This is a genomic window from Pseudomonas sp. NMI760_13 (assembly GCF_021283245.1).
Taxonomy (GTDB): domain Bacteria; phylum Pseudomonadota; class Gammaproteobacteria; order Pseudomonadales; family Pseudomonadaceae; genus Aquipseudomonas; species Aquipseudomonas peradeniyensis.
In genome coordinates, this window is record NZ_JAJSRC010000015.1 from 1 (window position 1) to 23,112 (window position 23,112).

23 protein-coding genes and 1 pseudogene are annotated in these 23,112 nt (G+C 65.8%); 3 read left to right on the forward strand and 21 right to left on the reverse strand.

Annotated features, from left to right (window positions below):
- Positions 1 to 629: 629 nt before the first annotated feature.
- The 12 genes and pseudogenes from LU671_RS29745 to ubiE form a co-directional block, all read right to left on the reverse strand.
- Positions 630 to 1,523 carry a methyl-accepting chemotaxis protein gene (locus tag LU671_RS29745; RefSeq protein ID WP_420713656.1) on the reverse strand — a complete coding sequence of 298 codons (894 nt, stop codon included), beginning with the start codon at positions 1,521 to 1,523 and terminating at the stop codon, positions 630 to 632.
- Positions 1,524 to 1,532: 9 nt separating this feature from the next.
- Positions 1,533 to 2,624, reverse strand: a pseudogene (locus LU671_RS29750) (methyl-accepting chemotaxis protein); the annotation flags it as partial.
- Between the two features lie 104 nt (positions 2,625 to 2,728).
- Positions 2,729 to 4,645, reverse strand: a complete 1,917-nt coding sequence (locus tag LU671_RS16380; protein ID WP_232856264.1) for a HAMP domain-containing methyl-accepting chemotaxis protein — start codon at positions 4,643 to 4,645, stop codon at positions 2,729 to 2,731.
- A gap of 99 nt (positions 4,646 to 4,744) precedes the next feature.
- Positions 4,745 to 5,452, reverse strand: coding sequence for a 16S rRNA (uracil(1498)-N(3))-methyltransferase (locus LU671_RS16385; protein ID WP_232856265.1), 708 nt, complete (start codon positions 5,450 to 5,452; stop codon positions 4,745 to 4,747).
- The gene (gene tatC / locus LU671_RS16390; RefSeq protein ID WP_203648341.1) at positions 5,449 to 6,240 is read right to left on the reverse strand and encodes a twin-arginine translocase subunit TatC; all 792 of its coding nucleotides are present in this window, start codon (positions 6,238 to 6,240) and stop codon (positions 5,449 to 5,451) included. The genes LU671_RS16385 and tatC overlap by 4 nt, the downstream gene beginning before the upstream one ends.
- Positions 6,237 to 6,605: a Sec-independent protein translocase protein TatB gene (tatB, locus tag LU671_RS16395; protein ID WP_203648339.1), complete on the reverse strand. Its 369-nt coding sequence runs from the start codon at positions 6,603 to 6,605 to the stop codon at positions 6,237 to 6,239. The genes tatC and tatB overlap by 4 nt, the downstream gene beginning before the upstream one ends.
- Before the next feature lie 3 nt (positions 6,606 to 6,608).
- On the reverse strand, positions 6,609 to 6,881 hold the full coding sequence (locus tag LU671_RS16400) for a twin-arginine translocase TatA/TatE family subunit (protein WP_028688374.1): 273 nt from the start codon (positions 6,879 to 6,881) through the stop codon (positions 6,609 to 6,611).
- A 171-nt stretch (positions 6,882 to 7,052) separates the two neighbouring features.
- On the reverse strand, positions 7,053 to 7,388 hold the full coding sequence (locus LU671_RS16405; RefSeq protein ID WP_050707262.1) for a phosphoribosyl-ATP diphosphatase: 336 nt from the start codon (positions 7,386 to 7,388) through the stop codon (positions 7,053 to 7,055).
- 1 nt (position 7,389) lies between these two features.
- Entirely contained in the window at positions 7,390 to 7,782 is a 393-nt protein-coding gene (hisI, locus tag LU671_RS16410) for a phosphoribosyl-AMP cyclohydrolase (protein WP_050707261.1), read from the reverse strand.
- A 73-nt stretch (positions 7,783 to 7,855) separates the two neighbouring features.
- Complete coding sequence (gene ubiB / locus LU671_RS16415; protein ID WP_232856266.1) at positions 7,856 to 9,469, reverse strand: ubiquinone biosynthesis regulatory protein kinase UbiB; 1,614 nt, start codon at positions 9,467 to 9,469, stop codon at positions 7,856 to 7,858.
- Complete coding sequence (locus LU671_RS16420) at positions 9,466 to 10,089, reverse strand: ubiquinone biosynthesis accessory factor UbiJ (protein ID WP_232856267.1); 624 nt, start codon at positions 10,087 to 10,089, stop codon at positions 9,466 to 9,468. Before LU671_RS16420 ends, ubiB begins: the two co-directional genes overlap by 4 nt.
- Positions 10,089 to 10,859 (reverse strand): bifunctional demethylmenaquinone methyltransferase/2-methoxy-6-polyprenyl-1,4-benzoquinol methylase UbiE, encoded by a 771-nt coding sequence (ubiE, locus tag LU671_RS16425; RefSeq protein WP_203648331.1) that lies wholly within the window; start codon positions 10,857 to 10,859, stop codon positions 10,089 to 10,091. Before ubiE ends, LU671_RS16420 begins: the two co-directional genes overlap by 1 nt.
- A gap of 125 nt (positions 10,860 to 10,984) precedes the next feature.
- Here ubiE and LU671_RS16430 point away from each other — a divergent pair, with 125 nt between their 5' ends.
- From LU671_RS16430 to LU671_RS16440, 3 genes are all read left to right on the forward strand, one after another.
- The gene (locus tag LU671_RS16430) at positions 10,985 to 11,260 is read left to right on the forward strand and encodes a polyhydroxyalkanoic acid system family protein (RefSeq protein WP_110734705.1); all 276 of its coding nucleotides are present in this window, start codon (positions 10,985 to 10,987) and stop codon (positions 11,258 to 11,260) included.
- 247 nt (positions 11,261 to 11,507) lie between these two features.
- Positions 11,508 to 11,930 (forward strand): phasin family protein, encoded by a 423-nt coding sequence (locus tag LU671_RS16435; RefSeq protein ID WP_110734707.1) that lies wholly within the window; start codon positions 11,508 to 11,510, stop codon positions 11,928 to 11,930.
- 10 nt (positions 11,931 to 11,940) lie between these two features.
- Entirely contained in the window at positions 11,941 to 12,669 is a 729-nt protein-coding gene (locus tag LU671_RS16440) for a phasin family protein (protein ID WP_232856268.1), read from the forward strand.
- Positions 12,670 to 12,771: 102 nt separating this feature from the next.
- Here the strand turns inward: LU671_RS16440 and LU671_RS16445 are convergent, their stop codons facing one another.
- From LU671_RS16445 to LU671_RS16485, 9 genes are all read right to left on the reverse strand, one after another.
- Positions 12,772 to 13,386, reverse strand: coding sequence for a TetR/AcrR family transcriptional regulator (locus LU671_RS16445; protein ID WP_203648328.1), 615 nt, complete (start codon positions 13,384 to 13,386; stop codon positions 12,772 to 12,774).
- Between the two features lie 4 nt (positions 13,387 to 13,390).
- Entirely contained in the window at positions 13,391 to 15,055 is a 1,665-nt protein-coding gene (gene phaC, locus LU671_RS16450; protein WP_232856269.1) for a class II poly(R)-hydroxyalkanoic acid synthase, read from the reverse strand.
- A gap of 85 nt (positions 15,056 to 15,140) precedes the next feature.
- Complete coding sequence (phaZ, locus tag LU671_RS16455) at positions 15,141 to 15,992, reverse strand: poly(3-hydroxyalkanoate) depolymerase (RefSeq protein ID WP_203648324.1); 852 nt, start codon at positions 15,990 to 15,992, stop codon at positions 15,141 to 15,143.
- Positions 15,993 to 16,056: 64 nt separating this feature from the next.
- Positions 16,057 to 17,736, reverse strand: a complete 1,680-nt coding sequence (gene phaC / locus LU671_RS16460) for a class II poly(R)-hydroxyalkanoic acid synthase (RefSeq protein WP_232856270.1) — start codon at positions 17,734 to 17,736, stop codon at positions 16,057 to 16,059.
- A gap of 336 nt (positions 17,737 to 18,072) precedes the next feature.
- Positions 18,073 to 18,450 carry a gamma-butyrobetaine hydroxylase-like domain-containing protein gene (locus LU671_RS16465; RefSeq protein ID WP_232856271.1) on the reverse strand — a complete coding sequence of 126 codons (378 nt, stop codon included), beginning with the start codon at positions 18,448 to 18,450 and terminating at the stop codon, positions 18,073 to 18,075.
- A 176-nt stretch (positions 18,451 to 18,626) separates the two neighbouring features.
- Positions 18,627 to 19,970 (reverse strand): ATP-dependent protease ATPase subunit HslU, encoded by a 1,344-nt coding sequence (gene hslU / locus LU671_RS16470; RefSeq protein WP_232856272.1) that lies wholly within the window; start codon positions 19,968 to 19,970, stop codon positions 18,627 to 18,629.
- A 74-nt stretch (positions 19,971 to 20,044) separates the two neighbouring features.
- Entirely contained in the window at positions 20,045 to 20,575 is a 531-nt protein-coding gene (gene hslV, locus LU671_RS16475; RefSeq protein ID WP_011536056.1) for an ATP-dependent protease subunit HslV, read from the reverse strand.
- 256 nt (positions 20,576 to 20,831) lie between these two features.
- On the reverse strand, positions 20,832 to 22,103 hold the full coding sequence (locus LU671_RS16480) for a dihydroorotase (protein WP_232856273.1): 1,272 nt from the start codon (positions 22,101 to 22,103) through the stop codon (positions 20,832 to 20,834).
- The gene (locus tag LU671_RS16485) at positions 22,100 to 23,104 is read right to left on the reverse strand and encodes an aspartate carbamoyltransferase catalytic subunit (RefSeq protein WP_050707248.1); all 1,005 of its coding nucleotides are present in this window, start codon (positions 23,102 to 23,104) and stop codon (positions 22,100 to 22,102) included. The genes LU671_RS16480 and LU671_RS16485 overlap by 4 nt, the downstream gene beginning before the upstream one ends.
- Between the last annotated feature and the right edge of the window lie 8 nt (positions 23,105 to 23,112).

A 23,112-nucleotide genomic window follows, 5' to 3' on the forward strand; every position in this document is an offset into this window, starting at 1 on the left:
AATCCTGGCAAAGGGGGCTGCCAGGAAGTGTCAACCATGTCTCCGTACACGTGTCCACCATGTGTCCGGTCTCTACAGATCCTTCAAAAAGTTACCCGCCGTAAGGGCGGAAAGGTGACTTCGCGTCACCATCGCGAATGAATGCGCATATAGCTTTCAAAACACATGCTTTAAAAGTCAAAGTCAAAGTCAAAGTCAAAGTCAAAGTCGGTCGGCGCTGGTTTTAATGGTTGTAAGTGCATTCATTTTCGATGTCGACGCATAGTCACCTTTTCGCCCTTACGGCGAGTTCCTTTTTGAAGGATCAAAAAGGAACCAAAAAATCCTCGCTCCATTCATCCGGCCCTCCGCTTCGCTCCGGGTTCCCTCACTCCGGCCTTGCTCCCGGGAGGACCGCGCTGAACGCCCCATCCTGGGGCGCAGCGCTTGACGGGCATCCATGCCCGTCACCTCCCTCCGCAAGACCTGCGTTCGGCCTCCTGAAGTCGCGAAGTTACGGGCGGCGCCTGGGATGGCGCAGCTGTCGCTAGTGAGCTGCGGTGTTAATCTTCTGATCGCCAAAGCCAAAGCCAAAGCCAAAGCCGTCGGTCTGGTTTCAGGTCCTGGCGATCTGGGCACGCCTGCAAGGCTTAGAGATTGAACCGTCCCACCATGCCCCGTAACTGCTGCCCCAACTGCTCCAACTCCCCACTCGAAACCGCCGTCTGTTCACTGGCCGCCCGCGTCTGCTCCGAAACATCCCGCACATTGATCACGCTACGGTTGATCTGCTCGGCCACCACGCTTTGCTGCTCGCTGGCCGTGGCAATCTGCTGGTTCATGCCCTGGATCGTCGACACCGTCTCGGTAATCTGCCCCAACGCGGCGCCGGCCTTGCGGCTGAGTTCGACGCTTTGCCCGGTCAGGCGCTTGCTGTCGTCCAACAGGCCGGTCACCTCGTCGGTGCCACGGTGCAGGTTGTCGATCAGCAGTTCGATTTCCTCGGTCGACTGCTGCGTGCGCTGGGCCAGGCCGCGCACCTCGTCGGCCACCACGGCGAAACCGCGCCCGGCCTCGCCGGCCCGGGCGGCCTCGATGGCGGCGTTAAGCGCCAGCAGGTTGGTCTGCTCGGATACCGACTTGATCACATCGAGAATCGAACCGATGCGCTGGCTTTCACCGGCCAGGTGACCCATGGCCGTCAGGCAGTGGTCCATCTGCCCGGCCAACTGCTCGATGCGGGCAATCGCCTCGGCCACCACCTCGTCACCCAGCTGTGCCTGACGGTCGGCGGCGGTGGCCGCCTGCGAGGCCTGCTCGGCGTTCTGCGCGACCTCCTGCACCGTGGCGCTCATCTGGTTCATGGCGGTGGCCACTTGGTCGGTCTCCTCTTGTTGCTGGCCAATGCGCTCGCGGGTGTCCACGCTGGCGCCGGCCAGCACCGTCGCGGCGCGGGACAGGTGACCGACGCCCTGGTCGATGCCGCCGAGCAGCTCGCGCAGGCTCAAGGTCATCTCGCGCATGCTCGTCTGCAACTGGCCCATCTCGTCGCGGCGCTGCACCGTCTGTACTTGGCTGAGGTCGCCACGGGCAATGCGCTCCGCCTGGGCCAGCACCTGGCGCAGGGGTTGGGTGACCTGTCGGGTGATCAGCCAGGCAGCGAGGACGCCGAACACCAGCGCCAGCACGGCTACGCTGGTCAGCAGCGAGCGGTCGGCCAGGGCCTCGTTGTCGCGCTGCTCGACCTTGCGGTCGCTTAGTTCGCGGCTCACGGTTTGCAGCTCGTCGCCCATCTTCTCCATGCTGTCCTGCAACTGCTCGACCTTGAGCGCGGCCTCGCGGTATTGGCGCAAGACGTCGCGGTAGCGGTCCAGCTCGACCTGCGGGCGTTGGGTCAATGTGCCGGGCAGTTCCAGTGGGGCGATGGCCCGCAGCAATTGGCCGAGGCTGCTGTTCGCTGCCTGCAGCGCGGTATCGCCCATGCTGGCGAAGTTGTCCCGGGGCGAGAAGGCATAGGCCGGTACCAGGCTTTGCTGGCTGGCGGACTCGATATGGCGGCCCAGGGTATCCATGAGGCCGACCACGCTACCCTGCCGGCCGTCGCCCGGCAGCTTCAGCAAGGCCTGGGTCTGCAGCTCGTCGATCACGGCTTCGAGCACGCCTGCCTGCGCCTGCATCGCCACACGCAAGCTTTCGCGGCTGTCCACGGTGTTCTGCAGGGTGGCGAAGTCGGCCTTCAGGCGCTGCAGCAACTGCAGTTTCTGGTTCAGCATCTGTCGCGACGAATCGACGCCGCTGCGTTGCTGCAGCAGGGTCAGGCGGTCGTGCAACTGTTCCAGGATGGTCGCGATGCGGATCCTGCTGACGTCGTCGGCGAGCACCCGGTAGGTGATGCGCTCGGCGCGAAGGTCGCGGGTCAGGTCGTTGAGTTGGCCGATGTCGCCGAGCTGCTCCGAGCGCTCGATGGCGCCGTCCAGGGCGCTCCAGCCGCTGAGGGTGGTGGCCAGGGTGAGCATCAGCACCACGGCGAAACCCAGGGCGAGCTTGAGCCCGACGCCGAGGTTGCCGAGGTGGCGGTCAAGGTATCCGAACATGGCAGGTCTCCGTCCAATTGAGAGAAGGCCATGGCGGCAGAATGCCGCCATGGCCCTTGCTCATCGGCCGGGAGTCCGTCGGACTGGACCTGCAAATCGAGTAGGAAAATTCGCTACAGGCTGAAGGGCAAGGCCTACAGCCCGCAAGCCGCGAATTAGAGCCTGAAACGTCCGACCAGAGCTTGCAGATGCGTCCCCAGACGGGCCAGCTCGACGCTGGAGCTGGCGGTCTCCTCGCTCGCCGCCGAGGTCTGGTCGGAGATGTCGCGCACGTTCATCACGCTGCGGTTGATCTCTTCGGCCACAGCGCTCTGCTGCTCGGCGGCGGTGGCGATCTGCTGGTTCATCGACTGGATCGACGACACGGTGCGGGTGATGGTGCCCAGCGAGTCGCCGGCGCGACGGGTCAGCTCGACGCTGCTGTCGGTCAGGGCGCGGCTGCTGTCCATGACGCTGGCCACGCGTTCGGTGCCGTTCTGCAGGCTGGCGATCAGCTCCTCGATCTCCTCGGTGGACTGCTGGGTGCGCTGGGCCAGGCTGCGTACCTCGTCGGCGACCACGGCGAAACCACGGCCTGCCTCGCCGGCGCGGGCGGCCTCGATGGCGGCGTTGAGCGCCAGCAGGTTGGTCTGCTGGGCCACCGACTTGATCACATCGAGCACGCTGCCGATCTTGTCACTCTCGGCCTTGAGCTGGCTCATCGCCTCGCTGGAGTTGACCACCTCGCCGGCCAGGCGCTCGATCTGGCTGATCGCCTCGCCCACCACCTTGTCGCCCTCACGGGCCTGCTGGTCGGCCATCAGCGCCGCCTCCGAGGCCTGCTCGGCGTTGCGCGCCACTTCCTGGACGGTGGCGGCCATCTCGTTCATCGCTGTAGCGACCTGGTCGGTCTCGACCTTCTGGTTGTTGACCCCGGCGCTGGTCTGCTCGGTGACCGCCGACAGTTCCTCGGCGGCGCTGGCGATCTGCGTCACGCCGTCGCCGATGCCGCCGATCAGCTCGCGCAGGGCCTGGGTCATGCGCTGCATGCTGGCCTGCAACTGGCCCAGCTCGTCGCGTCGATCGGCCTTGAGGTCCTGGCGCAGGTCGCCGCCGGCCACGCGTTCGGCGGCGGCGAGGGTCTGGCGCAGTGGCACGATGATCTGCCGGGTGATGGCGAAGGCGGCCAGCACCCCCAGCAGCAGGGCCAGGGCGGTGGCGCCGGCCAGCAGGGTCTTGGCCTGCTGGGTGCCCTGGTCGCGCACGGTGGTTTGTGAAACGCTCATTTCCTGGCTGGTGACCAGCAGCAGCTGGCCTTGCGCCGACATGCGCGTCAACGCCTGCTCGCTGGCGGCCTGGGCGTTGCCGAACTGGTTCACCGCGTCGCGGTAGGCGGCCAGTGCGCTGGCGGCGTCGTCGAGGCTGGCGGCGAACTCGGCCGCAAGCTTGCCCGGCAGCGCCTTGAGCACGGTCATGGCCTGGTCGATGGCGCCGAGCGCGGTCTGCTGGAACTCGGCCTTGCCGCTGTAGGTGTAGCCGCGCACCTGGAAGCGCGCTTGCTGCAACAGGGCGGCGACCTGCACCACTTCCTGGTACTGCTGGATATCACCACCCTGCAGCAGGCGCTGCTGGACCTTGCCGATCAGCTCGGCGGCCTTGTCGGCGCTGTCGCCCAGGGTGGCGCGGCTGGCCTCGCGGCGCTGGCCGGCCTGCTTGAGTTCGGTGAAGGCCTGTTGGTACTGGCGCACGGCATCCTGCTGCTTGTTCAGGCGCTCACGGTCGCCGGCAAGCTCGATCTGGCCGAGCATGAACTGCACCTGGCGCTCAAGATTGGCCAGGGCCTTTTCCAGTTCCGCCACGGCGGCGTCGTCACGGTTGCGCTCATAGCCCAGGCGGGCCAGGCGCAAGTCCTGGGTGTACTGGTGGATCACCGAGATGTTGCCGAGCTTGTCGCCCCGGCTGGTGACGCTGTCGATGCCCAGCCAACCGGTGAAGGTGATGCCGAGGGTGAGCAGCAGCACCAGGCCGAAGCCGATCCCCAATTTGCGATTGACGCTTACATTTCCCAGTGACTGGGCAAACCAACGGTACATAGACGACTCCCCGGCGCGTGGCAGTGCGGATTATTGTTCTGTTGCACAGGCCATCGGCGGGGGGCGGGGAAACTTGATGGTGAAAACCTGACCCCGCTGTCAGAAAATTCGCGAAAGCAGGGCAGTGACCGCCGTTTCCACCCGCAGGATGCGGTCGCCCAGTTGCACCGGGGCCAGTCCGGCCTTGCCGAGCAACTCGACCTCGTAGGGGATCCAGCCGCCTTCGGGGCCGATCGCCAGGGTTACCGGGCCATCCACGGCGCGTGGGCAGGCAGGGTAGGGGCCGGGATGGCCGACCAGGCCCAGGGAGCCTTCGGCGATGGCGGGCAGGCGGTCTTCGACGAAGGGCTTGAAGCGCTTCTCGATGATCACTTCCGGCAGCACCGTGTCGCGGGCCTGCTCCAGGCCGAGAATTAGGTTTTCGCGGATGGTTTCAGGCTGGAGGAACGGGGTCTGCCAGAAACTCTTTTCAACCTTGTAGCTGTTGACCAGGATCAGCCGCGGCACGCCCAGGGTGGCGACCGTCTGGAACAGCCGGCGCAGCATCTTCGGCCGCGGCACGGCCAGCACCAGGGTCAGTGGCAGCTTGGCCGGCGGTGGCTGGTCGAAGGCCACCCGCAGTTCGGCTTCATGGCCTTCGAGGCGGATGACCTCGGCCTTGCCCATCAGGCCGCCGATGCGCCCGACGCGCAGGCTGTCGCCCACCGCCACGCGGTGGATCTCCTGCATGTGGGTGAAGCGGCGATCAGCCAGGACGACGCGGTCGGCCGACACGAAGTCGGCTTCTTCAAGAAGCAACAGGTTCACGGTTGGGTCGCAGGCGGCTGGTCGTTGTGGTCGTTGTTCGCTGCGTCCGGCTCGTGGCTGCGCTTGCGGATCAGGCTGCCGCACAGCACACCGACCTCGAACAACAGCCACATGGGCACGGCCAGCAGGGTCTGGGAGAAGATGTCCGGCGGGGTGAGGATCATGCCGACCACGAAGCAGCCGATGATCACGTACGGGCGGATCTTCTTCAGGTACTGCACGTCGACCACGCCGATCCACACCAGCAGCACCACCGCCACCGGGATCTCGAAGGCGACGCCGAAGGCGAAGAACAGGGTCATGACGAAGTCGAGGTAGCTGGAAATGTCGGTCATCATCGACACGCCCTCGGGGGTGGCGCTGGCGAAGAAGCCGAAGATCAGCGGGAACACCAGGAAGTAGGCGAAGGCCATGCCGGCATAGAACAGGAAGATGCTCGATACCAGTAGCGGGATGGCGATGCGCTTTTCATGGCGGTACAGGCCCGGGGCGATGAACCCCCAGATCTGCTGCAGGATGAACGGGATCGCCAGGAACAGCGAGACGATCATGGTCAGCTTGAACGGCGTGAGGAACGGCGAGGCCACGTCGGTGGCGATCATCGTCGCGTTGGCCGGCAGGTGCGCGCGCAGCGGCGCCGAGACCAGGGTGTAGATCTGCTGGGCGAAGGAGAACAGCCCGGCGAAGATCAGGAAGATGGCGGCGACGCAGCGCAGCAGGCGGGTGCGCAGTTCGGTCAGGTGCGAAACCAGCGGCATCGGCTGGTCATGTTCCGGATTCTCGCTCATGGGGCTCGTGGCGGTTGGGGCGGCTCGGAGGGTGGCGTCGCGGTCGGCTGCGCGGGGGCGGCTTCGACGGCGGGTGTGGCGGGCGTTTCAGCGCTGGCCGGCGGCTGCGCCGGTGGTGTCAGCGGATTGAGGATGCGCTTGGCCTCCTGCTCCATCTGCAGGATATGCTCGTTGTGCAACTGGCGGCGGATGTCGTCGGCGCCGATCTCGCGCTCGACCTCCATCTTGATCGCGTTGAAGCTGCGCTTGAGGCGGCCGATCCACAGGCCCGCGGTGCGCGCGGCCCCCGGCAGGCGCTCGGGGCCGAGCACCAGCAGGGCGACCAAGCCGACGAGCAGCAGCTCGCTGAAACTGATGCCGAACATGGGTCAGTCTTTCCGCTGCGGCTCTTGGACCGGCTGGGCCTGGCCCTCGATGGTGTGGCCCTGGGCCTGCTGCGCGGTGTTCTGTACCGGCGGAACCGGTTGCGCCGGCGGCGGGGTCTGCTCGGCGGGCTTGGTTTCTTCTTCGTTCATGGCTTTGCGGAAGCCCTTGATCGATTCGCCCAGGTCGCTGCCGAAGTTCTTCAGTTTCTTGGTGCCGAACACCAGCACCACGACGACCAGCAGGACGATCCAGTGTTTCCAGTCAAAAATGCCCATTTCAAGCTCCTGAAAATGTGTGTCTGTCTTTCGGACTCTGGGGCTGCGTTGCAGCCCTTTCGCGGCACAAGGCCGCTCCTACACAGGGTATTGCGAATCTGTCAGGCGACGCGGGCCCCTGTAGGAGCGGCCTTGCGCCGCGAAAGGGGCGCAACGCGCCCCCGCAATTATTCAGGCAGAAGGCTGACGCGCAGCCTTCTCGTCATGCCCGGACAACCCGAACCGACGCTCCAGCTCATCAAGCACCGCCTGCGGATGCTGGCCCAGCGCGCTGAGCATGACCAGGCTATGAAACCACAGGTCTGCGGTTTCATAGATGACATCGCTGTAATCCTTGCTGGCGGCGGCATCCTTGGCGGCGATGATGGTCTCGATGGACTCTTCGCCGAGCTTCTCGAGGATCTTGTTCAGGCCCTTGTGATACAGGCTGGCCACGTAGCTGCTGTCCGGCGCCGCGTGCTTGCGTTCCTCCAGCACCTCGGCGAGGCGGTTCAGGGTGTCGCTCATGTCAGTGTCCTGCGCTGTAGATGGCGTCCGGATCCTTCAGGACCGGGTCGACGGTTTTCCACTGGCCGTCCTCGAAGACGCGGTAGAAGCAGCTTTCGCGGCCGGTATGGCAGGCGATATGGCCCAGTTGCTCGACCATCAGGATGATCACGTCGGCGTCGCAGTCCAGGCGCATTTCGTGAAGCTTCTGCACATGGCCCGACTCTTCACCCTTGCGCCACAGCTTGCCCCGTGAGCGCGACCAGTAGATGGCGCGATGCTCGGCGGCGGTCAGGGCGAGGGATTCACGGTTCATCCAGGCCATCATCAGCACGCGCCCGGTCTTGTGGTCCTGGGCGATCGCCGGCACCAGGCCATCGCTGTTCCACTTGATCTCGTCCAGCCAGTCTTTCATCGTCGACTCCAAACCGGGCCCGCTCCCGTACCGGGCCCCTTTGCGCTAGTGTGCCAGCCGGCGGCGCGGCTGGCTATCGGCGCACGATCAGGTACAGGCCGGCGGCCAGCATCAGCCACGCCGGCCAGGCGGCCGGGGCGCTGAGGCTGACGGCACCGGCCGCCAGGGTGGCGCCGCCACCGAGCAGGCCGGCGCCGAGCAGGCGCAGCGCCCAGTTGTCGCCGGCGCGGCGCCGCTCGGGCAGTTGCGCGTCGTGCAGATGCGGTTGCGACAGGCGCTCGAGCAGGTCGCGGGTCATGTCGGCCAGGTGCGGCAGTTGCTCGGCCTGGCTGTACAGGTTGCCGATCACAGCCTTCGGGCTCATGCGCTCGCGCATCCAGCGCTCGAGAAACGGCTTGGCGGTGCTCCACAGGTCGAGGTCGGGGTACAGCTGGCGGCCCAGGCCTTCGATGTTGAGCAGGGTCTTCTGCAGCAGCACCAGCTGCGGCTGGACCTCCATGTTGAAGCGCCGGGCGGTCTGGAACAGGCGCATCAGCACCTGGCCGAAGGAGATGTCCTTCAAGGGTTTTTCGAAGATCGGCTCGCACACGGTGCGGATCGCCGCCTCGAACTCGTTGACCTTGGTCTGCGCCGGCACCCAGCCCGAATCGATGTGCAGCTGGGCCACGCGGCGGTAGTCGCGCTTGAAGAAGGCGATCAGGTTGCGGGCCAGGTAGTCCTGGTCCTCGGAGGTGAGGCTGCCGACGATGCCGCAGTCGATGGCGATGTACTGCGGGCTCCAAGGCTTGACCGTGCTGACGAAAATGTTGCCCGGGTGCATGTCGGCGTGGAAGAAGCTGTCGCGGAACACCTGGGTGAAGAACACCTCGACGCCGCGCTCGGCGAGCATCTTCATGTCGGTGCGCTGGTCGGCCAGGGTGGCCATGTCGGTGACCGGCACGCCATAGATTCGCTCCATCACCAGCACCTTGGGCCGGCAGAAGTCCCAGTACACTTGCGGCACGTACATCAGCTCGGAGCCTTCGAAGTTGCGTCGCAGCTGGCTGGCGTTGGCCGCCTCGCGCAGCAGGTCGAGCTCGTCGTAGATGGTCTTCTCGTAGTCACCGACGATCTCCACCGGGTGCAGGCGGCGGGCATCGGCCGAGGCACGCTCGGCGGCCTTGGCGATCAGGAACAGCCAGGCCAGGTCCTGGGCGATGATCGGCTTGAGGCCCGGGCGCACCACCTTGACCACCACTTCCTCGCCGCTCTTCAGGCGCGCGGCGTGAACCTGGGCCACCGAGGCCGAGGCCAGCGGCTCGACGTCGAAGCGGCTGAATACCTCGCCCACCTTCGCCCCGAGCTGTTCCTCGATCAGCGCCACGGCGTGCTGCGGGTCGAACGGCGGCACCCGGTCCTGCAGCAGCATCAGCTCGTCGGCGATGTCGGTGGGCAGCAGGTCGCGGCGGGTGGAGAGCAACTGGCCGAACTTGATGAAGATCGGTCCCAGGTCCTGCAGCGCCAGGCGCAGGCGCGCGCCGCGGCTCAGCTCCAGGGGCTTGCGCGGCAGCCAGCGCCAGGGCATCAGCAGGCGCAGGCTGGCCAGCCACCAGGGCAGCAGGGGCTGTTCGAACAGCAGGTCATCGAGGCGGTAGCGGATCACGACGCGCTGGATGCGCAACAGACGGCGGACGGCGAGCAGCTTCATGCGTTATCGCTGGTATCAAGAGTGTGGGCGAGGCGACGCAGGCGCGCCTCGAGACGTTCGATGTCGACCTTCAGCGCATCGAGTTCGCTGAACGCCGCTTCGGCTTCGCGTTTGCCGACCAGGGTACGGGATTCCTCGGCCAGGTACTCGGAGAGGTTCTCGCTGAAGCGCGCCAGGCCCTGGCGGGTCCAGCGCGCGCGCAGGCGCAGGTGGCCGGCGATCAGCGCGGTGGGCACCGGGCCCAGCCAGCGCTGCAGCTCGTATTCCCAGTCCAGTTGCAGGTCCTGCAGGATGCCGAACAGGTCGAGCAGCACGGCGCTGTCGCCATGCAGTTCGACCTGGGGGCTGTGCAACACGGCGGTCTTGTCCTTAGCCAGGGCCAGCTGCGCCAGGCGCCCGGCGGGGGCGCGCAGCGTGCAGTCGACCTCGCTCTCCCAGTGGGCGGCGAGCATCAGGCCTTCCTCGTCGGGCAGCACGAACAGCTTCAGGGCCGGCTGCACGCAGTCGATCTCGATCACCCGCCCTTCCAACGCCGCCAGGCGCGGGAGGGCGGTGCTGTCCAGGCGCAGGACACGGTTGAGCCCGTGCTCGGCGCTGGCGAGCAGGCCGGCCAGGAGCATCAGGGCTTGATCCCCCGGTGCACGGCGACGATGCCGCTGGTCATGTTGTGGTAGGTGACGCGGTCGAAGCCGGCCTCGACCATCATGCTCTTGAGGGTTTCCTGGTCGGGGTGCATGCGGATCGATTCGGCCAGGTAGCGGTAGCTTTCCGAGTCGTTGGTGATCAGCTTGCCGGCCAGCGGCATGAAGGCGAACGAGTAGGCGTCGTAGGCCTTGGACATCAGCTTGTTGGTCGGCTTGGAGAACTCCAGGATCAACAGGCGGCCACCGGGCTTGAGCACCCGCAGCATGGAGCGGATGGCTTGGTCCTTGTGGGTCACGTTGCGCAGGCCGAAGGCGATGGTCACGCAGTCGAAGTGGTTGTCCGGGAACGGCAGCTTCTCGGCGTCGGCCTGGACGAACTCGATGTTGCCGGCCACGCCGCGATCAAGCAGGCGGTCACGGCCGACCTTGAGCATCGAGTCGTTGATGTCGGCAAGCACCACCTGGCCGGTCGGGCCGACCAGGCGCGAGAACTTGGCGGCCAGGTCGCCGGTGCCACCGGCGATGTCCAGCACCCGATTGCCGCTGCGCACGCCGGACAGCTCGATGGTGAAGCGCTTCCACAGGCGGTGCATGCCGCCGGACAGCACGTCGTTCATCAGGTCGTACTTGGCGGCCACCGAATGGAACACCTCGGCGACTTTCTTCGCCTTCTGGCTCTCGGGCACGTCCTGGTAGCCGAAGTGAGTAGTGGGTTCGGCGTGGTCGCCTTTGCGCTGGTCGGTCATATCGCTTCACCAGAAAAAAATTACGGCCATTCTAGGGGCTGCGGGCGGATTTGTCTTGGCGGGGTGTGTCATGCAGAGGGGGCGGGCATAATGGTGATTATGTCTTCATATCCAGGAACACCCGCATGACCCAGATCAGCGTCGAACGCAAACACTCCCTCGGCCGTGATGCCGCCCGTGCCAAGGCCGAGGCGCTGGTCGACAAGCTGACCCGCGAATACGACCTCAAGGCCACCTGGAACGGCGACCGCGTCGATGTGACGCGCAGCGGCGCCAACGGCAGCGTGCACATTGGCGAGGACACCATCCGCGTCGAGCTGAAGTTGGGCATGATGCTGTCGATGATGAGTGGCAGCATCAAGGGCGAGATCGAGCGGGCGCTGGACAAGGCGCTGGCCTGACACTGCGCGCTCCTTGCTGTTTGCGGGAGCGGACCTTGTGGGAGCAGTTATTGTGGGAGCGGGCTTGCCCCGCGATGGCGCCAGCCCAGGCAATCGCTATCGCGGGGCAAGCCCGCTCCCACGCAAACTAAACGCTGCATGACCTCACCTTAGGGTGAGGATTCTAATTTTTCCGCCTACCTTCACGCTCAAGCCCTGCCTCCCAGGGCAGTTCCTCCCTCCCTTGAACGAGCATGAGGTGCAGAGCATGGCCAAAGTGAATCTCAAGCAGAAAGACGACGCCCAAGGCAGTACCCTGGGCGAGGTGCGCGGCTACGCCCGCAAGATCTGGCTGGCGGGCATCGGTGCCTACGCCCGCGTCGGCCAGGAAGGTTCCGACTACTTCAAGGAGCTGGTGAAGGCCGGCGAAGGCGTCGAGAAACGCGGCAAGAAGCGCCTGGGCAAGGAGCTCGAGGCGGCCAACGGCCATCTTGACGAAGCCACCCAGGAAGTCAGCCGGGTACGCGGCAAGGTCGAGGTCCAACTGGACAAAATCGAGAAAGCCTTCGACGCCCGTGTCGGTCGCGCCTTGAATCGCCTCGGCATTCCGTCTAAACATGACGTTGAGGCGTTGTCCATCAAGCTTGAACAGCTGCACGAGCTGCTCGAGCGCGTCGCGCACAAACCATAAGGAGAGCAGGATGGCTGGCAAGAAGAACACCGAGAAAGAAGGCAGCTCCTGGATCGGCGGAATCGAGAAGTACTCCCGCAAGATCTGGTTGGCTGGCCTGGGTATCTACTCCAAGGTCGACCAGGATGGTCCGAAGCTGTTCGATTCGCTGGTGAAGGATGGCGAAAAGGCCGAGAAACAGGCGAAGAAAACCGCCGAAGACGTGGCCGAAAGCGCCAAGTCGTCGACCAACTCCCGGGTGTCGGGCGTGAAGGACCGTGCGCTGGGCAAGTGGAGCGAGCTGGAAGAGGCCTTCGACAAGCGCCTGAACAGCGCCATCTCGCGCCTGGGCGTGCCCAGCCGCAATGAGATCAAGGCCCTGCACCAGCAGGTCGACTCGCTGACCAAGCAGATCGAGAAGCTGACCGGCGCGTCGGTGACCCCGATCTCCAAGGCCGGTGCCAGCAAGACCGCGGCCAAGCCCCTGGCCAAGGCGGCAGCCAAGCCTGCGGCCAAGACCGCCGCGGCAAAACCGGCGGCCAAGCCTGCGGCGAAAACCGCGGCGGCCAAACCGGCAGCCAAGCCTGCGGCCAAACCCGCTGCTGCCAAGAAACCGGCTGTGAAAAAAACCGCCCCGGCCAAGTCGGCGGCAGCCAAGCCGGCTGCTCCGGCACCTGCCGCCACCGCGGCTCCGGCCCCGAGCGCGGCCCCGGCCAGCAGCACGCCGTCGGCACCGGTGAACGCGGCCACCCAGGCCTGACACCGCGTCGCCCATTTCGCGGGTGAACCCGCTCCCACAGGTTTTTCACAATCCTGTGGGAGCGGGTTCACCCGCGAAAGCTTCAACGCTGATCTGACGCGCCTACCCCTCCAGATACCGCATCGCCAACTGCTCCGCCGCCCTGCGTGCCGGTGCCTGCAGATGCGGCGCCACCAGCATCATCACCTGGTACACCACCACCCCCACGTCGCCCTCGCGCCCCAGTACCCGCTGGTAGTCCAGCGAGCACATCAGGGTCAGGGTGATCTGCTCCACCAGTTGCCCCAGCGCCTGGGTTTCACTGGTCACCTGGCCCTGGCCCTTGAGGCTGGCCAGCAATGCCGCCAAGGTGCGCTTGAGGGCGTTGATCAGGCTGCGCATGCCCCGCGCCAGCTTGGGCAGGCGCCCGGTGAGGTTGGACAGGTCCTGGAACAGGAAGCGGTACTGGGCCATGCGCTCGACGATCAGGTGCAGGAACAGCCAGTAGTCCTCGGCGTCCAGGCGCACGTCCAGGGGCGGATCGAGCAGTGGCATCAACGCCTCTTCGAAGCGTTCGAACAGGCCGATCACCAGCGGCTCCTTGCCGTGGAAGTGGTAGTACAGGTTGCCGGGGCTGATCCCCAGTTCGTTGGCGATCTCCAGGGTCGAGACGTTCGGCTCGCCCTGGCGGTTGAACAGCTGCAAGGCACATTCGAGGATACGGTCGCGGGTCTTCATCCGGTCAGCGCGCCAATACGTAGCTGCCCGGCGCGGGGCCCAGCGCTGGGTAGGTGGCGTTGCCCAGTTCCTCGCGGGGCGCCTTCAGCGTGCCGGAGCGCTCGCTGATCCATTCCAGCCACAGCGGCCACCAGCTGCCGTCGCGGCGTTGGGCATCGTGGAACCAGGCCCGCGGGTCGCTGGAGAGCTTGGGGTTTTCCAGGTAGTAGGCCTTGGGGTTGCCGGGCGGGTTGATGATGCTCTGGATATGGCCGCTGTTGGCCAGGATGAAACGCCGGTCGCCGCCGAGCAGCAGGGCCGAGCGGTAGACCGCGTCCCACGGGGTGATGTGGTCGTTGCTGCCGGCCACGGTGAAGCTGTCCAGCCCGACCTGCTTGAGGTCGATCGGCGTGCCGCACACCTCCAGCCCTTCGGGGAAGGTCAGCGGGTTGAGCTTGAAGAAGTCCAGCAGGTCGCCGTGCAGGGCGGCGGGCAGGCGGGTGTTGTCGGCGTTCCAGTAGAGGATGTCGAACGCCGGCGGGGTCTTGCCCATCAGGTAGTTGTTGACCCAGTAGTTCCAGATCAGGTCGTTGGGGCGCATCCAGGCGAAGATCCGCGCCACTTCGCCGCCATCTAGCACGCCGCGCTGGTACGAGCGGCGCTTGGCCGCCTCGATGGTCTGCTCGTCGGCGAACAGGCTGGCGGGGCTGTCGAACTGGCTGTCGAGCAGGCTCACCAGGTAGGTGGCGCTGCGCACCTTGCGCAGTTGCTTCTTGGCCTGCAGGTGGCCCTGCAACGCGGCCATGGTCAGGCCGCCGGCACAGGCGCCCATCAGGTTGGGATCGCGGCTGCCGCTGATGCTGCGGCAGGCGTTGAGCGCTTCCTCCACGGCCTGTACGTAACTGGACAGGCCCCACTCGCGGTGACGCGGATCGGGGTTGCGCCAGCTGACCATGAACACCTGCAGGCCCTGCTTGAGCATGTACTGGACGAAGCTGTTGGTCGGGCTCAGGTCGAAGATGTAGAACTTGTTGATCTGTGGCGGTATGACCAGCAGCGGCCGGGCGTACTGTTTCTCGCTCATGGGTTTGTACTGGATAAGCTCCAGCAGCTCGTTGCGAAACACCACAGCACCAGGGCTGGCGGCGAGGTTGCCGCCGACTTCGAAGGCGCGTTCGTCCACCTGGCGCGGCAGGCCGTCGTTATGGCGCAGGTCGTCGAGCAGGTGGCTGGCCCCGCGCAGCAGGCTCAGGCCGCCGGTGTTGAACAGCTCCTTGACCGCCAGCGGGTTGAGCAGCGAGTTGCTCGGGGCGAAGGCGTCGCTGACCAGGTTGAACAGGAACTGCGCCCGGGCGCGATCATCGTCGGCCAAGCTGCTTTCCTCGATCCACAGGCGGGTCTGCTTCTGCCAGGCGAGGTAGGCCTGCAGGCTGCGGCGGTAGAACGGGTTCTGGCTCCAGGTCGGGTCGCTGAAGCGCGTGTCGCGGGGGTGGGGCTGATAGGCGCTGTCGCCGATCAGCACGCGGCCCAGCTGGCCGCCGAGGCTCAGCAGGTGATGGGCGGTGTGCAGCGGGTTGCGCAGGCTGATCCTGCCGACCTGGCGCAGGGTCGAGATCAGGTCGCGACCGCGCAGGCCGGTGATGGCGTTCTGCACGTTCATGCTGGTGACGGGCACCGGTTTGTCTTTCATGCCAACACTCCATCGTTTAGCAATCGGGCCGATCGCGGGGCAAGCCCGCTCCCACGACAGCTTTCCTGGGGCCATGGGAGCGGGATCAGGTGCGCGCAGCGGGCCGGGGGTGCATGACCGCGCGTTGGCGTTCCTGCTCGAGGAATTTCATGATGATCGGCGCGACGGCCTCGGCCCGGGTGATCAGGAACAGGTGGCCGTCGTCGATTATGTGTAGCTGGGCATTGGGAATTCGCCAGGCCAGCAGGCGCATGTTGATCAGGGGGATCAACGGATCGTCGTCGCCGGCCAGCACCAGGGTGGGCTGGTGGATCTTGTGCAGCCAGTGGATGCTGGTCCAGCCGAGCCCGGCGAACAGCTGCCAGTAGTAGCCCAGCTTGCCGCCCGAGCGGACCTTCGAGGCATGCTGCATGGCCAGGTCCGGGTCGCGCCGGAAGCCGCCGCCATAGATCAGCGGGGCGATGCGGATCACATGGGAGGGCTGCACGTAGCGCCGTGGGCTGGCCATCATCCACAGCACCTTGGGCTTGCCCGGCACCATCACCGCGCCGGCGGCGGTGGCGGCCAGCACCAGCTTCTTGCAACGCTCGGGGTAGTCGTGGGCGAACTGCTGGGCCAGGGCGCCGCCCCAGGACACGCCGATGACATTGACCTGGCCGTAGTCCAGGTAGTCGAGCATGCGCGCGGTCAGCTTGGCCAGGCCGGGAAAGCGGTAGGGGTGGCGGGGCGTCGACGAGCCGCCGACCCCGGGCACGTCGAAGGCGATGACCTCCAGGTCCGGGTCCAGCGCCTCGATGAACGGGAACACCAGCTCGAGGTTGGCGCCGATGCCGTTGAAGATCAACAACGGTGTCAGGTGTGGCTTGCCCGGCCGGACCGCGGTGCGGATGGACTGATCGTCCAGCTCGACGGTCCTGAAAATGTACGGTTGCGGCATGCGCGTGACTCTGTGGTGAAGGTAGCGCCGCGATGCGCCGACAAGCCCATCGCGGCGGTTCGGTTCAACGCTCGTGCACGTATGTTCCCGGTGCGGCCTCGCCTGCGGTATAGGTGCGGTTACCCAGCTTTGTAGGCGCCTTCTTGAGTTCGCCGGCGCGCTCGCCCAGCCAGGCCTGCCAGTGCAGCCACCAGGAGTCGGCATGCTTGATGGCGTTGTCCTGCCAGGCCACCGGGTCGTCCGGGCGGTCCTCGCCGGTCATGAAGCGCGCCTTGGGGTTGCCCGGCGGATTGAGGATGCTCTGGATATGGCCGCTGTTGGACAGCACGAACTCGATCTTGCCGCCGAACAGGTGCGCCGAGCGGTAGCACGACTGCCACGGGGTGATGTGGTCGGCGGTGCCGGCGACGCTGTAGATGTCGCAGTCGACCTTCTTCAGGTCGATGGCGGTGCCGCATACCTCGAGGGCGTCGGAGCGGATCAGCGGGTTGTTCTTGAACATTTCGATCAGGTCGCCGTGGAAGGCGGCCGGTAGGCGGGTGGTGTCGTTGTTCCAGAACAGGATGTCGAACACCGGCGGCTCGTTGCCGAGCAGGTAGTTGTTGACCCAGTAGTTCCAGATCAGGTCGTTGGGGCGCATCCAGGCGAACACCTTGGCCATGTCGCTGCCTTCGAGCACCCCGGCCTGGTAGGAGTGGCGCTTGGCTGCTTCCAGGGTCTGCTCGTCGACGAACAGCGCGACCTGGGTGTCGACGGTGGTGTCGAGTACGCTCACCAGCAGGGTGAGGGCGTTGACCTTCTTCTCGCCAAGCGCGGCGTAGTGGCCCACCAGCGCGGTGCAGGTGATGCCGCCGGAGCAGGCGCCGAGCATGTTCAGATCCTTGCTGCCGGTGATCGACAGCACCGCGTCGACCGCCTCCTTGAGCGCGTCGATGTAGGTCGACAGGCCCCACTCGCGCTGGGCCTTGGTCGGATTGCGCCAGCTGACGATGAAGGTCTGCTGCTGGGAGCGCAGGCAGAAGCGCGCCAGGCTCTTTTCCGGGCTCAGGTCGAACACATAGAACTTGTTGATCTGTGGCGGCACCACCAGCAGCGGACGGCTGTGCACCTGTTCGGTGATGGGGCTGTACTGGATCAGCTCCAGCACATCGTTGCGGTACACCACCGAGCCTTCGCTGGTGCCGAGGTTCTTGCCGACCTCGAAGGCCTCCATGTTCACCTGGCTGGGCATGCCGCCGTTGTTGACGATGTCCTTGGCCAGGTTGGACAACCCGTCGAGCAGGCTCTTGCCGCCGGTCTCGAAGAAGCGCTTGACCGCGGCGGGATTGGAGAGGGTGTTGGTGGGGGCCATGGCCTCGGTCACCAGGTTGATGACGAACTGCCCGCGGCTGATGTCCTGGGGCGACAGGTCGCTTTCGCCGATCCAGTCGTTGAGCTCCTTGCGCCAGGCCAGATAGGTCTGCAGGTAGCGGCGGTACAGGGGGTTTTTGCTCCACGCCGGGTCGGCGAAGCGACGGTCGTCGCCTTCGGGCTGCAGGGCCGACTTGCCCAGCAGCACGTTCTTCAGATCCAGGCCGAAATGCGCCACGTGCTTGGCGCTGTGCAGGGGCTGGCGTACCGCCTGGCGCAGTACCGTGCGCGCCGATGTCAGCAGATCCTTGCGGCGAATGCCGATGACCGGGTTCAGCCCCAGGGTGTTTTCCGAGGCCTGCCGCTGCAACTCATCGTTGTTCTTGTTACTCATCTACGACGCTCCGTTGTCCTGAGACGAGTACCGGCGTGCTGTGACAGCCCGGTACTGCTACTCGGGTGACCAGTGATAAGGAACAGCGGTGCTGCGACCGGATGCGTGCCGATGATGAGCTGCGTGGGTTTCTGCGTGTGAAGACAACCTGCTTTCGCTCGCGACCTCTACATACCGGCCTGGCCCTGCCTGCCATCAAGGCAATGCAGGGAACTTGCCAGCTCCATTGGTTACCCGACTTTCGTGTAATGCGCAAGACAGCCAATCTTTGGCAGTCATCAAGGCATTCAAGCAGATGAGATTAGAAAATGCGCTCTAAAGCTTGCGAGCCTTGAGCTAGAGCATCAATTTCACCACCGATTCGGACGGGTCGCGGGACTTGCCGGCCTTGTGCAATTCGTCGAGGTAGTCGGCCCACAGCTGCTCCTGGCGCAGGCACAGCTGCTCGAGGTACTCCCAGGTGAACAATCCGGAGTCATGGCCGTCGTCGAAGCTCAGTTTCAGTGCATATTGACCGGCTGGTTCCAGGCCGCTGAGGCCGACGTTGATCTTGCCGAACTGCAGGATGGGATTGCCGTGACCCTGGACCTCGGCGGAGGGCGAGTGCACGCGCAGGAATTCGGCGGGCAGCTGGTAGACCTCGCCGGGGGCGTAGGTGAGGGTGAGGGTCTTGGAGGCTTTGTGCAGGTTGATGGCGGTGGGGAGGCGGGCCATGGGTGGAATCTCTGGTGAGCTGATGGTGCAAGCTTCGGGAGATTCAGGAGATTGTGCAAGGGGGCTGCTTTGCAGCCCTTTCGCGGCACAAGGCCGCTCCTACAAGGAGAATGCAGTCCCCCCCTGTAGGAGCGGCCTCGTGCCGCGAATGGGCCGCGCAGCGGCCCCATGCGGTCTTACAGGATGTAACGCGACAGGTCTTCGTTCTGCGCCAGCTCGCCCAGGTGGCTGTTCACGTAGGCGGCGTCGATGTGGATCGGCGTCTCGTCATGCGTGCTGGCCAGGTCGCCGGCGCTGAACGACACCTCTTCAAGCAGGCGCTCGAGCAGGGTGTGCAGGCGGCGGGCACCGATGTTCTCGGTCTTTTCGTTGACCTGGTAGGCGATCTCGGCCAGGCGCTTGATGCCGTCGGCGGCGAACTCGATGTTCAGGCCCTCGGTCTTGAGCAGGGCGCTGTATTGCTCGGTCAGCGAGGCGTGCGGCTCCTTGAGGATGCGCTCGAAGTCTTCCGGGGTCAGCGCCTTGAGCTCGACACGGATCGGCAGGCGGCCCTGCAGCTCGGGCACCAGGTCGCTCGGCTTGCTCAGGTGGAAGGCGCCGGAGGCGATGAACAGGATGTGGTCGGTCTTGACCATGCCCAGCTTGGTGTTGACGGTGCAGCCCTCGATCAGCGGCAGCAGGTCGCGCTGCACGCCTTCACGGGAGACATCGGCGCCGCCGACGTTGCCACGCTTGGCCACCTTGTCGATCTCGTCGATGAACACGATGCCGTGCTGTTCGACCGCTTCCAGGGCCTTGGCCTTGAGCTCTTCCTCGTTGACCAGGCGGCCGGCTTCCTCGTCGCGGACCATCTTCAGGGCATCCTTGACCTTCAACTTGCGGCTCTTGCGCTTGCCCTTGCCCATGTTGGCGAACAGGCTCTGCAGCTGGTTGGTCATCTCTTCCATGCCGGGCGGCGCGGCGATCTCGACGCCCATGTTCTCGGCGACTTCGATCTCGATTTCCTTGTCGTCCAGCTGGCCTTCGCGCAGACGCTTGCGGAACAGCTGGCGAGTGTTGGAGTCGCTGCTGGACTGCTGGGCTTCCTCGCTGAAGCTGCTGACCCGCGCCTGCGGCAACAGGGCGTCGAGGATGCGATCTTCGGCGGCGTCCTCGGCGCGGTGGCGCACGCGGACGATTTCCTGCTCGCGGAGCATCTTCAGGGCGGCGTCGGCCAGATCGCGGATGATCGACTCGACATCACGGCCAACGTAGCCCACTTCGGTGAACTTGGTCGCTTCGACCTTGATGAACGGCGCGTTGGCCAGCTTGGCCAGGCGGCGGGCGATCTCGGTCTTGCCGACGCCGGTGGGGCCGATCATCAGGATGTTCTTGGGGGTCACTTCGGCACGCAGCTCGGCGGGGAGCTGCATGCGCCGCCAGCGGTTGCGCAGGGCAATGGCGACGGCGCGCTTGGCGTCGTCCTGGCCGATGATGTGGCGGTTGAGTTCGTGAACGATTTCGCGGGGGGTCATGGACATGATGAATGTGGTCCTCGAGCAGAGTGATCAGTGTGGAAAAGTCCCGCTGCGAGCGGGACGCCAAAACAACTGATTCACTCGGCCAGGTCCTGCTCCTCGATGGTCAGGTTGTGGTTGGTGAACACGCAGATGTCGCCGGCGATGTTCAGGGCGGCCTCGGTGATTTCACGGGCCGACAGGTCGGTCTTGTTCAGCAGCGCGCGGGCCGCGGCCTGGGCGTAGCCGCCACCGGAGCCCATGGCGATCAGGCCGTCCTCGGGCTCGACCACGTCACCGTTGCCGGTGATGATCAGGGAGGCGTCCTTGTTGGCCACGGCCAGCATGGCTTCCAGACGGCTGAGCGAGCGGTCGGTGCGCCATTCCTTGGCCAGCTCGACGGCGGCACGCACCAGGTGGCCGGAGTGTTTCTGCAGCTGGGCTTCGAAGCGCTCGAACAGGGTGAAGGCATCGGCGGTGGCACCGGCGAAGCCGGCGATGACCTGGCCGTTGTACAGGCGACGGACCTTCTTGGCGTTGCCTTTCATCACGGTGTTGCCGAGGGAAACCTGGCCGTCGCCGCCCATGACGACTTTGCCGTTACGGCGGACAGAAACGATGGTAGTCAAGGGAGAGTCTCCACGCAGCGGGGCGAAAATGCCTGATGCAGACTCATATGGGGGGAGGGGGGAAGGATTTCAACCACATTGGATGAATGGTTGCTCCTGGCTTCAGGTCGAGCCCGGTCGGTGTAGGAGCGGCCTTGCGCCGCGAAAGGGCCGCAGAGCGGCCCCGGCAATTTCTGTGTGGCCCGAAATCCCGGGGTCGCTGCGCGACCCTTTCGCGGCACAAGGCCGCTCCTACAGGAGGGCGAGTAAACCGTGGTCAGGCCTCGTGGCAGACGTGCCCGTCGACCAAGGTATAACGCACCGCGCCCGGCAGGCAGTGGCCGATGAACGGGCAGTTGGCGCCGCGAGAGAACCACTGCTCGCCAGCAACCGTGGACGCTTTTGGATCGAACAGCACCAGGTCCGCCGCGCCGCCCACCCTCAGTTCGCCGGCCGGCAGGCGCATGGCCGCCGCCGGGCCGCTGCTCAGGCGTGCCAGCAGGGTAGGCAGGTCGAGCAGGCCGTCCTCGACCAGGGTCATGGCCAGCGGCAGCAACAGCTCGACGCTGCTGATCCCCGGCTCGGTGGCACCGAACGGCGCCAGCTTGGCGTCGCGCTCGTGGGGCTGGTGATGGCTGGAGATCGCCTGGATCACCCCGGACTTCACCGCCTCGCGCAGGCCGTCGCGGTCGGCGGCGGTGCGCAGCGGCGGCTGCACGTGGTAGAGGCTTGAGAAGTCGCGCAGCGCCTCGTCGGTGAGGATCAGCTGGTACAGCGCCACGTCGGCGGTGACCGGCAGCCCCAGCGCCTGGGCCTGGGCGATCAGCCGGGCGCCGCGGGCGCTGGTGATCTGGGTGAAGTGGGCGCGTACGCCGGTCTGCTCGACCAGCAGCAGGTTGCGGGCCAGGGCCACGGTTTCGGCGGTTTCCGGGATGCCCGGCAGGCCGAGGAAGCTGGCCATCGGGCCTTCGTGGGCCAGGCCGCCTTGCGACAGGTCGCGATCCTGGGAGTGGAACACCACGGTCAGGTCGAAGGTCGCCGCGTACTCCAGGGCACGGGCCAGGGTGCGGTTGTTGGGGATTTCCTTGAGGCCGTTGCCGAAGGCCACGCAACCGGTGTCGCGCAGGGCCACCAGTTCGGCCAGTTGCTCGCCTTCCAGGCCCTTGGTCAGGGCGCCGATCGGGTAGACCTTGCTGTTGGCGGCTTCGCGGGCGCGGTCGAGGATCAGTTCGGCGACCGCCGAAGTGTCCAGCACCGGCTTGGTCTGCGGCGGGCAGCACAGGCTGGTGACGCCACCGGCCACGGCGGCACGGGTTTCGCTGGCGATGTTGCCCTTGCGGCTGTAGCCCGGCTCGCGCAGGGAGACACCGAGGTCGACCAGGCCCGGGGCGGCCACCAGGCCGTCGGCCTGGATCGTGCGGCTGGCGCTGAAGCCGGCCGGCGCCGCGCCGATGGCGGCAATACGGCCGCCGTCCAGGTGCAGGTCGGTGATGCGGTCCAGGCCGCTGGCAGGATCAATGACCCGGGCGCCGATAATGCTGATGGTCACTGGGCGTTCTCCTGGTCGAATTGACGTTGCGCGTTCTGCCCGCTCATGGCCATGGACAGCACGGCCATGCGCACGGCGATGCCGTAGGTGACCTGGTTGAGGATCACCGAGTGCTGGCCGTCGGCCACTGCCGATTCGATCTCCACGCCGCGGTTGATCGGGCCCGGGTGCATGACGATGGCATCCGGCTTGGCACCGGCCAGGCGCGCGGTGGTCAGGCCGAACAGGCGGTAGAACTCGCCCTCGCTGGGCAGCAGGCCACCGGCCATGCGCTCGCGCTGCAGGCGCAGCATGATCACCACGTCGACGTCCTTGAGGCCTTCGGCGAGGTCGGTGTAGACCTTCACCCCGTACTGCTCGATACCGATCGGGATCAGCGTCTTCGGACCGATCACGCGGATGTCCGGGCAGCCCAGTGCCTTGAGCGCGAGCATGTCCGAGCGGGCCACCCGCGAGTGCAGGATGTCGCCGACGATGGCCACGGAGAGGTTTTCGAAACCGCCCTTGTGCCGACGAATGGTGAGCATGTCGAGCATGCCCTGGGTCGGGTGGGCGTGGCGGCCGTCGCCGCCGTTGATCACCGCCACGTCCGGGCACACATGCTCGGCGATGAAGTGGGCGGCGCCGGAGTCGGAGTGGCGCACGACGAACATGTCGGCGGCCATGGCCTCCAGGTTGCGCAGGGTGTCGAACAGGGTCTCGCCCTTGCTGGTCGAGGAGGTCGACACGTTCAGGCTGATCACGTCGGCCGACAGGCGCTGGGCGGCCAGTTCGAAGGTGGTGCGGGTACGGGTGGAGTTCTCGAAGAACACGTTGCACACGGTCTTGCCGCGCAGCAACGGGACTTTCTTCACGGCCCGGGCGCCGACTTCGAGGAAGGAGTCGGCGGTGTCGAGGATCTCGGTGAGCAGTTCGCGGGGCAAACCGTCGAGCGAGAGGAAGTGGCGCAGCTGGCCCTGGTCATTGAGCTGCAGCGGGCGCTTGGCGTCGAATGGCGTCATCGCGGGGG